Source organism: Citrobacter sp. S55_ASV_140 (genome assembly GCF_018919505.1).
Classification (GTDB): Bacteria; Pseudomonadota; Gammaproteobacteria; order Enterobacterales; family Enterobacteriaceae; genus Citrobacter; species Citrobacter werkmanii.
This window is the reverse complement of the sequence record NZ_JAHLQZ010000146.1, coordinates 1-10,937: the sequence shown is the minus strand read 5'-3', so window position 1 is coordinate 10,937 and position 10,937 is coordinate 1. Positions and strand designations below refer to the sequence as shown.

The 10,937-nt window shown below is 55.8% G+C and carries 10 protein-coding genes; 9 read left to right on the top strand and 1 reads right to left on the bottom strand.

The annotated features are described in order from the left end of the window. The 9 genes from tssC to KQJ18_RS17760 form a co-directional block, all read left to right on the top strand. The coding region (gene tssC, locus KQJ18_RS17800) for a type VI secretion system contractile sheath large subunit (protein ID WP_253297518.1) at positions 1–1,449 on the top strand (1,449 nt) is incomplete at its 5' end. 18 nt (positions 1,450–1,467) lie between these two features. Then, the gene (locus KQJ18_RS17795) at positions 1,468–1,950 is read left to right on the top strand and encodes an Hcp family type VI secretion system effector (RefSeq protein WP_121529883.1); all 483 of its coding nucleotides are present in this window, start codon (positions 1,468–1,470) and stop codon (positions 1,948–1,950) included. Between the two features lie 9 nt (positions 1,951–1,959). Beyond that, complete coding sequence (gene tssE, locus KQJ18_RS17790) at positions 1,960–2,337, top strand: type VI secretion system baseplate subunit TssE (RefSeq protein ID WP_216422409.1); 378 nt, start codon at positions 1,960–1,962, stop codon at positions 2,335–2,337. Between the two features lie 19 nt (positions 2,338–2,356). After that, positions 2,357–4,078, top strand: a complete 1,722-nt coding sequence (gene tssF / locus KQJ18_RS17785) for a type VI secretion system baseplate subunit TssF (RefSeq protein ID WP_150344545.1) — start codon at positions 2,357–2,359, stop codon at positions 4,076–4,078. Further along, the gene (locus KQJ18_RS17780; protein WP_150344546.1) at positions 4,042–4,986 is read left to right on the top strand and encodes a type VI secretion system baseplate subunit TssG; all 945 of its coding nucleotides are present in this window, start codon (positions 4,042–4,044) and stop codon (positions 4,984–4,986) included. The genes tssF and KQJ18_RS17780 overlap by 37 nt, the downstream gene beginning before the upstream one ends. Next, positions 4,977–7,478: a type VI secretion system ATPase TssH gene (tssH, locus tag KQJ18_RS17775; RefSeq protein ID WP_216422407.1), complete on the top strand. Its 2,502-nt coding sequence runs from the start codon at positions 4,977–4,979 to the stop codon at positions 7,476–7,478. Before KQJ18_RS17780 ends, tssH begins: the two co-directional genes overlap by 10 nt. Before the next feature lie 74 nt (positions 7,479–7,552). After that, positions 7,553–8,059 carry a hypothetical protein gene (locus KQJ18_RS17770; protein ID WP_139815565.1) on the top strand — a complete coding sequence of 169 codons (507 nt, stop codon included), beginning with the start codon at positions 7,553–7,555 and terminating at the stop codon, positions 8,057–8,059. A 90-nt stretch (positions 8,060–8,149) separates the two neighbouring features. After that, positions 8,150–10,114 (top strand): type VI secretion system tip protein TssI/VgrG, encoded by a 1,965-nt coding sequence (gene tssI / locus KQJ18_RS17765; protein ID WP_216422405.1) that lies wholly within the window; start codon positions 8,150–8,152, stop codon positions 10,112–10,114. Next, on the top strand, positions 10,114–10,635 hold the full coding sequence (locus tag KQJ18_RS17760) for a toxin-antitoxin system YwqK family antitoxin (RefSeq protein ID WP_216422403.1): 522 nt from the start codon (positions 10,114–10,116) through the stop codon (positions 10,633–10,635). The genes tssI and KQJ18_RS17760 overlap by 1 nt, the downstream gene beginning before the upstream one ends. A 21-nt stretch (positions 10,636–10,656) precedes the next feature. Here the strand turns inward: KQJ18_RS17760 and KQJ18_RS17755 are convergent. Further along, on the bottom strand, positions 10,657–10,937 hold a 281-nt coding region (locus tag KQJ18_RS17755), incomplete at its 5' end, for a 4Fe-4S cluster-binding domain-containing protein (RefSeq protein ID WP_216422402.1).

The following is a 10,937-nucleotide window of genomic DNA, read 5'->3' as shown; positions in this document are numbered from 1 at the left end:
GGGCAAACCGTTACGCTGAGCGTGCTGGACCGCATTATTCAGGAAGGGCGGATGGCGCGCGATGAGCTACAGCAGACCTACGCGCGTGACATGCTGGAAGAACTGGCTACGCAGATTCTTGATGAAGGGATGGTGATTGAAAGCGATACCGTAGCGATGATCAACCACCGCATTGCGCAGATTGACGCGCTCATCAGCGACCAGTTGAATGAAGTATTACATCACCCGGAGATGCAGAAACTGGAAGCCTCCTGGCGTGGCCTGCATCAATTTGTGATGAATACCGAAACCAGCACCCGGCTGAAATTGCGTCTGCTGAATGTGTCACGTAAGGAGTTGCAGGACGATCTGGAAAAAGCGGTCGAGTTTGACCAGAGCACGTTGTTCAAAAAACTGTATGAAGATGAATACGGGACTTTCGGCGGCAACCCTTACAGCGTGTTGGTGGGCGATTTTGAGTTTGGTCGACATCCGCAGGACGTGGCGCTGCTGGAGAAAATCTCCCAGGTGGCGGCAGCGGCCCATGCGCCATTTATTGCTGCCGCCAGTCCGCGCTTATTTGATATGGGATCGTTCGCTGAGCTGGGCGTCCCGCGCGATCTGGCGAAGATCTTCGAAAGCACCGAATTGATTAAATGGCGAGCCTTCCGCGATAGCGATGACTCCCGCTATGTCTCGCTGGTGTTACCGCATGTGTTGCAGCGTCTGCCGTACGGACCGGATACGGTGCCGGTAGAAGGGGTGAACTTCGTTGAAGATGTTAACGGCATGGACGCGAGTAAATACCTGTGGGGCAACGCCGCATGGGTGCTGGCTAACCGCATTACCGAGGCATTTGCCTTGTATGGCTGGTGCGCGGCGATTCGTGGCGCTGAAGGCGGTGGACTGGTGGAAGATCTTCCAGCGCATACCTTCTCTACGCCATCCGGCGATATCAGTCTGCGCTGTCCAACGGAGATAGCCATCACCGATCGCCGTGAGAAAGAGTTGAACGATCTCGGGTTTATCGCGCTGTGCCATAAAAAGAATACTAACACCGCCGCGTTCTTTGGTGGACAAACGACTAATCAGGCAAAAATCTACAACACGCCGGAAGCCAACGCCAACGCGCGCATTTCAGCGATGCTACCGTACATCCTGGCCGCCTCGCGCTTTGCGCACTACCTGAAGGCTATTATGCGCGACAAGATTGGCAGCTTTATGAGCCGTGACGAGATCGAAAGCTACCTCAACAACTGGATTGCCGATTATGTCCTGCTCACCGACAGCGCCCCACAGGAGATCAAAGCGCGTTATCCGCTGCGCGAAGCGCGGGTGGACGTAAGTGCTGTGCCTGGCAAGCCGGGGGTCTATCGCGCGGTTGTATTCCTGCGTCCGCACTTCCAGTTAGAAGAGTTAACCACCTCTATCCGTCTGGTCGCCGAACTGCCGCCACCGGCAGCCGCTTGATCATTAAGGAGATAAACCATGGATGCGATTTTTTTAAAGCTCGACGATATCAAAGGCGAAAGTCAGGTTGATGGATTTAAAGATCAGATAGAGATCATGTCCTACAGCCATAACGTCGCAATGCAGGTCACCAACGACGTCAGTAACACCGAACGCACCTCCGGACGGGCGCACGTGGGGGAAATGTCGCTGACCAAGTTTGTCGACCTTTCCACGCCGAAGCTTAACGAGTACTGCTGTAGTGGGAAGATGATTAAAGAGGCTGTACTGACGTTATGTCGGAATGATGACGGCAAAATGCTGCCACTTATCGTGTATACCCTGGATAACGTGGTTATCTCGCATCTGAGCGTGAGCGGCGGTTCCGGTGGCAAACCGGTGGAAACGATGTCGCTGAACTTCACCAAAATTAAATGGGAAATCACCGCTCAGAAACTGGGAGGTCAGAAAGAGGGTAACGTCTCTTCCGTCTGGGATATGGCGATGAATAAGAAACCGTAACTTGAGGTAATGCCCATGTCACTACCCGTCGCGCTGCTCGACAGACTGATGGATGAGGACATTACGCCGCGTGAGTCGGTTTGCCGGGAGTTGAGAAGACTGTTCAACTCCCGTGCGGCAGAAGATGCTGACACATTGCCGGTGCTGCTTGCCTGGGGCGTCCCGGAATGGCACGGGCTGAACGCAGGCGATGAACGGGTGCTGCGTTGGTATTGCCGTCAGCTGCGCGCTGTTATTTTGCGCCATGAGCCCCGGATTCAGGCGCTGATCGTGAGCGTAAAAGATGCCCATCATCAGACGCTGACGCTGCAACTTGACGCGATGCTGTGGAACGACGACGAACCGCTAACGCTGGAGCTGGCGTACCAAAATGGCGGTTGGCGATAACCCGTATCAGGGGAGATCAATGGACGATCGATTGCTTGATGATTATCTGCAAGAGCTACGATGGCTGCGAACCGCCAGCGGTGAATTCGCTCGTCGGCATCCGCATGTTGCTTCCCGACTGCGGCTGAGTGAATTCGATTGCCCGGATCCCCATGTTGAGCGACTTCTGGAAGGCTTTGCGTTGCAAAGCGCCAGGCTACATCAGCGTCTTGATGACGGCTTTGGTGAGCTATGCGACTCGCTACTGGAACAGCTCTCTCCCCATTTGTTACGCCCTTTTCCTTCTTGCGCAACCGCTTGTTTTACCGCCGATCCGCTGGCGGGCGATCTGAGTCAGGGCTACATGCTTCCTGCCGGAACGCCGTTATACGCGCAAACGGAAAGTGGAGAAACGGTCTGGTGGCGCACGGCATTGGCGCAAACGCTATGGCCTATCGAGATTGAAAATGTTGACTGGTGTGATGCCGCACAGGCCCGGCAGTTGAGCGGAATGGCGCAGGCGCGTGGCGCATTGCGTATTCAGCTACGTTGCCTGCCGCCGCATCAGTTCTCAACGTTGGCGGTAACACAGTTGCGCATTCATCTCAGCGGTTCGCCGCAAATCAATGCCACGCTGTTTGATTTGTTATACGCCCATGTCATTGGGCCGCTGCGCCCACATCCCATTGGCCTGCTGAATGCCGAAAAGATTTTGCCCAGCGAACCGGGCGTAGAGTCCAGCGTGCTGGCGCTCAGTGCCTGGATGAACTGTCCGCAGACGCTGATGTATTTTGATTTACCGCTGCCGTCGACGGGCGAGGGCGACAGTATCACGGTGTGTATCCCTTTCGACAATGCTCCACAGGCAGCACAGCATATTAAACCTGGCGATATTCGTCTGGGCTGCGTGCCGGTAATAAACCTTTTCACTCGCACCTCAGAGCCGCTGCTTGTCGAACATACCCAGAGCGAACATCGGCTGGTCGCCGATCATCATGACAAAAATGTGCACATCTACCGCGTACAGGCGCTGTGGATGAGTCGCCGTGAGAAAGCCTGGCGCGTTCCTGCGTACTACTCAGCCCAGGGACATAGCGAGGCCCGCTGGTTCTGGTATGCACGGCGTCACCGCCACCAGGGGAATGCGCTGTGGCTAACGCTAGTGGACAGCCGTTTTGACCCGTATATGGCGGATGAAGAAACCAGTCTGACGGCAACGCTCTGGTGCAGCAACGGTGAGCAAGCTGCACAACTTACAGCGGGAACGCCATTGACCTTCGAAGTGCCGGGCCCGGTTGCGCAAGTACATTTACTGGGTACGCCGACCACGCCTTCTGAGCCAGCATTACAGCGGGACACGCGCTGGAAGTTGCTTTCCTCGCTGGCGCTCAATCACCTGTCGCTGGTGGAAGGCGAGATGGCGCTGGCGTCGCTGAAAGAGCTGCTGGCGCTGTACGCCCCTTCCGCCGCGTCACCCGCCGTCTGGCAACAGATTAATGGTATTCGCGAGATGCGTTGCCAACGGGTCAGTGAGCATCGGGGAGGTGATGCCTGGCGCGGCTGGCATAACGGCATTCGGGTGACGTTAACTCTTGAACAACAATCATTTACTGGCAATAGCCGACTGCTATTTGCCGGCATCATCGCCCGTTTTCTGGCTCGCAATGCCACCGCGAACTGCTTTGTTCGTACGGTATTGCAGGAAGATGGAGAGGAACTGTCGCTATGGACAGAAGCCGAACAGACCGCGCTGATAGCGTAATCGCCCAATTGCGGCGCGAGCCGTGGCGCTTTTCGCTCGAGCAGTGTATCCGCATCTTACGGGCGAGCGGTGAAACGCCCGCGCTGCGGGGGGAACTGGGGCTGGCGTTCGCGCCTGCGGAGGTGTCGCTGCGCGACGGTACCCTTCAGGTCCACAGCCTGGGGCCGGGCGGGGCCGATGGGGTGCTGCCCTACGGCTGGCTGGAATGGCTGCAACAGGCGGCGCAGGATAAAAACAGTGCGTCGCAGGACTTTATTCATCTGTTTCAACAGCGCTTGATTCAACATCACTGCCGTAGCCTGAGCCTGTATCGGCTGGCAACGCCTTACGCCAGGCGAGAAGATGCGCCGGGGGTTACGTTGATGCGGGTGCTGTGTGGTTTTGATCTGGATGCCGTAAAAAAGCCTCAGTCTGGGCAGCTACAGCGTCTGCTGTCGCAAAGCAGCGGGCTGGAGAATCGTCGGCGTTCAACGGCGGGATTTGTGGCGCTGGTGGCGGCAACGCTCGGTATCACCGTCCATATTGAGGAGTTTATCGGGCGCTGGCAATCCTTGCCGCTGGCGTCTCAAAGCCGGACCGGGTGTCGGCTGGGGCGCAATAGCGTCGCCGGTCGGCGAATATGGAATCAGCATGCGGCGCTACGGGTGCATCTGCGTGCGGAAAATGCCGCGCAGTGGCGAACATTTTTACCTGGCGGACGGGGATTTATTCAACTGAGCAAATTAGCGGAAATCTGGTTTGGCGCGGGAATAACGCTGGAATTGATGATGCGCGCAACCCTGACTCTGGATCATCGCTTAACCCGCGTTGCACCGCCGCGTCTGGGTTATACCGCGCAACTGGCAGGGCGCAAGCCCGCCATGTTCCATTGCCAACAGCATCTTGAGGAGAACAGTAAATGGATTTGAAAGCGCTGGTAAAACGACTGAACCCAATTTGTTTTCGTGCGCTGGAACAGGCCGCCGAACGCAGCCGGGCGCAGGGACACTGGTTCGTTGAGCCGGAGCATATGCTGCTGGCTCTACTGGATGATGAACACTGTGATTTAGCGTATTGCCTGAGCAACGCGGCGATCTCCACCGATACGTTACGTGAAGAGATCCAGCGTGCTCAGGCGCAGTTCAAAACGGGCTGTACGCGGATGCCGGTGTTTTCCGTACACCTGATAGAGCTACTGGAAGGGGCGATTTTGCAGGCGACGTTCCAGCGTATTCCTCTGGTTCGTTCGGCCTTATTGCTCCTGACCTTACTCACCCGAGAACGGCTGCGTACCCAGTTGGCGCAGGGAATGCCACTATTGTTACAGCTTCCGGCTGCGGAGCTGGAAAGCCAGTGGCAGAGCTGGTGTCGCAACTCCGTTGAGGAGGCTGCAGACCCTGACAAGGGCGAATCCCCGAAGCGTGAAGGCGGGGTTCTGGATCAATATACGCACGATCTGACGCGTGACGCGCGGGAAGGGCGGATCGATCCGATCATCGGGCGCGACGCGGAGATCCGCCAGTGCATCGACATCCTGCTGCGTCGCAGGCAGAACAACCCGATTCTGGTGGGTGCGCCAGGTGTGGGCAAAACCGCCGTCGCCGAAGGACTGGCGCTGCGCATCGCCGAAGCCAGCGTGCCGCCGTCGTTGCGTGATGTCGCTCTGCTGGCGCTCGATCTTGGCTTGTTGCAGGCGGGAGCGGGCGTGAAAGGTGAATTTGAGCAGCGACTAAAAGGCGTCATTGACGCCGTTAAAAAATCCCCGCAGCCGATCATTTTATTTATCGACGAAGCCCACACGCTGATTGGCGCGGGCGGCGCCGAGGGGGGTAATGATGCCGCCAACCTGCTGAAACCGGCGCTGGCGCGTGGTGAACTGCGTACCATCGCCGCCACCACCTGGCAGGAGTACAAAAAATATTTCGAGAAAGATCCGGCGCTGGACCGGCGTTTTCAGCGTATCCAGATCGAGGAACCGGACGAGAACAGCGCGGTGATCATGCTGCGGGCGGTGGCCGATAAACTGGAGGCGCATCACGGGGTACAAATTCTGGATACGGCGATCCGCGAGGCGGTGCGCCTCTCGCAGCGCTATATCTCTGGTCGCCAGTTGCCGGACAAAGCGATCAGCGTACTCGACACCGCCTGCGCGCGGGTGGCGCTGGCGCAGCATGACGTGCCGCCTCAGCTTGAGGAGATCCGTCAGCATCTGGCGGCCATTGAAGAAGAGAGCGAACGTCTGAATCGTGAGCTGCTGGTGGGCGTCGATCATCACGACAGGCTGTGTGAACTGGAAGCGCAGGCGGAAAAACTCCACCAGCAGGCGCGGGAGGTGGAGGAGCGCTGGCAGGACGAGCGCCAGCGGGTCGGCGAGCTACAGGCCGCCCGTCAGCGAATGCTGGATCTCAGCGTGCGGCTGGAAGAGGATGATGAACTAGAAGAGGAACTGGTGGAGTGCGCCGCGCTGATCGGCAAACTGGAAACCGCCGCCGCCCAGCTACGTGACGAAGTGCCGCTGGTGCCGGACTGCGTCGATCCCGCCACGGTGGCTTCGGTGATCAGCGGCTGGACCGGGATCCCAATCGGCCAGATGCAGACCGATGAAGCCCACGCCCTGCGTACGCTGGTTGCACGCATGAGCGAGCGGGTAATGGGTCAGCAGGCGGCGCTGGAGACCATTGCCCAACGTCTGCGCGCCTATCGCAGCGGTCTGACCGACCCGCAAAAACCGGTCGGCGTGTTTCTGCTGGTGGGGCCAACCGGCGTGGGTAAAACCGAAACCGCCTATGCGCTGGCCGATGCTTTGTACGGCGGCGAGCGCAATCTGATCACCATTAACCTGTCGGAATATCAGGAGGCGCATACCGTCAGCCAGCTCAAAGGCGCGCCGCCGGGCTACGTCGGTTATGGCAGCGGCGGGGCGTTAACCGAAGCCGTGCGCCGTCGGCCTTATTCGGTGGTGCTGCTCGACGAAATCGAAAAAGCGCACCCGGACGTGCTGGAGGCGTTTTATAACGTTTTCGACAAAGGGGTAATGGAAGACGGCACCGGGCTGATTGTCGATTTTAAAAATACGGTAATGCTGGCAACCAGCAACGTCGGCGCGGAGTTAATTCTCGACACGCCGGTTAGTGAATTAAAGAGCGAACACTTTAACGAGGCATTGCGTGAGGAGTTATTAAAACATTTCCGCCCGGCGTTTTTAGCAAGGATGACCACGGTGGTCTATCGGGCATTGGATGAAAAAATATTAAAAGGCATTGTGCTGGCGAAACTGGAGAAATTATCACAGCGGTATTTTGTGGCGACGGGGGAGAAATTAAATATGGAGGATGGATTGGTTGAGAGGGTAATGGAGAAGTGTAAAGGAGCCGGGGCCAGAGATGTGGAGAACCTGGTGGTTGGGGATTTTTTTAAATAATGAATATATGAGTGTTTATTAAATGTAAAATTTGATATTAAAGTTAGAACTATATAAATTTAGAAGGAGTCAGTATGACAATTGAAGTTGTTCCTCACACTCTCGCGCCTAGTGGGCATTGGACACAGGAAGATTCTGATTTTACTGGAGAAATGCGTAGGCGTCCAGATAATCATGCCGAAATGATAGCATTGTGTAAATATTCAAATAAAGAAAGGGTATTGTTATTTGTGCAAAATGCATTTCCTTGTGATGATTGTCATAATACTTTTATTTCAAAAACAAAAATACTTCCGAAACCATTGTCAAAAGTAACGTCTAAAACAAGAACAATGATAGTGGAATCTAAGCCTTTGAAGATAATAATAAGTATCCAAGACGACAAAGGTACTTATCGCCCCTCTTTTTGCACGTCAGTGCCGGGAGGAGTTAAACCTCCATGTTTATTGATTTATCCAGGGGATGGTGGGGCTGATTTTTTATATATTGAAGGTCGTGATATATCTAAAATACCAAAATATATGTTTTCTGATTGTGCAAAGGGAATAACAATTGCGGAACTCCCACAGTATACATGGTGAATATCATCTTATGATGAAAAAATAATTCACATATAGATAACGTCTTCTGAAGATATTTTTATACAAAACTAAATTGGTTTGGAATTTATTATGCCCGACACCACTATAATAAAACTCACCGCCCCAACCCTGACCGGCCTTACCGCCGCCACTGTACACACCGACTCCCAACTTAACGGTCTGACCACCGCCACCGTTGCCGCGGCTACCTCCGCGCCGCTAACCCACGACAGCACGCTGGCAACTCATCTGACAACGACGATCAACAACGCCGACTACGACGGGCTGATTGCCGAGGCGCACCAGCTCCCCGCCACCGCTAACGCCGATCGCTACCAGTTTGTCCTGCGTCCCTGGCTGTGGTGGCTGACGCTTGCCAGTAACAACCGTGTGTTCCAGAACCTCAGCGCGCAGGAGATCGTCGAGAAGGTGTTTAAAGACGCCGGGTTTAGCGACTACAAATTTCAACTGAAAAGCAAACCGGCGAAGCGTGAATACTGCCTGCAATACAACGAAAGCGATTTTAATTTTGTCTCGCGGCTGCTGGAGCAGGAGGGGATTTTCTGGTTCTTCACCCACGCAGCAGGCAAGCATACGCTGGTGCTGGCGGATGATAACAGCGCCTTCCCGCCGATACCTGGCGACAAAAAAGTGAAGTATCAGGCCGCAGCAAGCGGCGCACGGGAAACCGGGATGATTCGCTCGGCAGAACTGCATTTACAGGCCACCGCGCAGGGCTTCCAGAGCAGCGACTATAACTACGAGCAGCCAAAAGCGGCGCTGTTTGCCCAGGCCGGTGAGAAGAAGGGCGGTATGCAGTATCAGCATCCGGGGCGTTTTAGCGTTAAAGCCGAAGGCGACGCGCTGACGGCGTGGAAGGTTAACGCCCTGAAAGCGCAGGCGAAACAGCTGGTCGGTGAAAGCGACTGCGCGGCGTTGATGGCCGGGCACTGGTTTACGCTAACCGATCATGACGACAAATCTCTGAACATCGACTGGCTAATCACCGCCGTTAGCCACGAGTACGACGGTGAACGCTATCGCAACCGCTTCACTGCTATTCCAAAGGCCACGCCGTATCGCCCCCTCGCCGTGACGCCACAACCCTTTATGCATACGCAAACGGCGACGGTGGTGGGTAAAAGCGGCGAGGAGATCTGGACCGACAAACTTGGTCGGGTGAAGGTGCAGTTCCCATGGGACAGAGAGGGCAAAAGCGACGAAACCAGCTCCTGCTGGCTGCGGGTGGCGACGGCGTGGAGCGGCAACGGCTTCGGCGCGCAGTTTATCCCGCGCATCGGTCAGGAAGTGGTGGTGAGCTTTATCGACGGCGACCCGGATAAACCGCTGATTACCGGCTGCGTCTACAACGGCGCGAATGCGCTGCCGTACGCACTTCCGGCGAACCAGACCCAGTCGGGCATTAAAACCAAAAGTGAAAAAGGCTTCAACGAACTACGCTTCGACGACAAAAAAGATGCCGAGCTGCTGGCGATGCAGGCGCAAAAAGACTTCCAGCTTACCGTTCTTAACGACAGCAAAACGACTATCAGCCATGACGACATTCAGAACGTCAAAAACGACCGCACGCGTACCGTTGAAGAGGGCAACGAAACCGTCACCCTAAAAAAAGGCAATCGTGCGGTGAAAATCGAAAAAGGCAGCGACACACTGGAGGTAAAAGAGAAGCGCAGCGTGACGGTGAAAGGCAATCAGGAGCACGTCATCGACGGCAACGAGACGCATAAGGTAAAGGGCAACTACACGCTGAACGTCGATGGCAACCTGACGATTAAGGTCAGCGGTACGCTAACTCTCGAGAGCGGTAAAACGTTGGACATCAAGAGCGGGTCGGGTCTTAACGCCAGCGCGTCGGGCAGCATGAAGCTGGATGCCACCAGCATAGCCAGTGAAGCGAAAGCCTCGCTGACCCAGAAAGCCGCAACCATCAGCCACGAAGCAAAAGCCACGCTCACCAGCAAAGCCAGCGCGACCCAAACGGTGGATGGTGGCGGGATGCTGATGATTAAAGGTGGCCTGGTGAAGATTAACTGATGAGCGATATGCAGGAATATCACCTGGATAACACCCTGCTACGGGCAAATCTTGCGAACGACCAGCTAAACGGTGAGACGCGAATTGAAGAGAACGGACGCCTGCTGGCAGTTTTGCGATATCAACAGGGGGCGCTGCATGGGGTAATGGAGCGCTGGCATCCTAACGGCCAGCTAGCTATGCAGCAGGCGTATCGTGAGGGCAGGCCGGACGGTATTGCTCGTTACTTCTCGGAAAACGGCGAGCTACTGCGAGAAGAGCAGTGGCTTGACGGCCTGCTGCACGGCGAATGCCGCAGCTTTTATCCTTCCGGGCAGCTACAGCTGCGTGAGCAGTGGTGTCAGGGGTTGCGTCACCAGCTCAGCGAACAGTTCTATCCGGACGGCTCGCTTGCCCAGCGTCTCTGTTATGAAAAGGGGATACTGAAAGGGGAAGCGGAGCGCTGGCTGCCGGATGGGCGTGCCATTGATGCCCGTGGTAAAGCGCAATCGCGAATGAGTAAATGGACGGAGAGGCTGTGAACACGCCTCTCCTGAGTGATTTTATCGCAAATGATGCACGACCTGGTTGCTGCTACCGCGCCAGATCAGCGCCGGGTCTTTGAGGTCCTGCACAAATTTGCCATCAACCAGCACGTTGATGAGATCCACCACCTGCATCTGTGCGGCGTTGAGTTCATCGAGCTTGTAGCCGGTCCACACCCAGATATCTTTCCCCGGACACTCAGCGCGAATACGTTGTACCAGTTGCAGAATATCCGGCACGTTTTGCGGATGCAGCGGATCGCCGCCCGACAGCGAAATTCCCTGACGGTGAATACGCG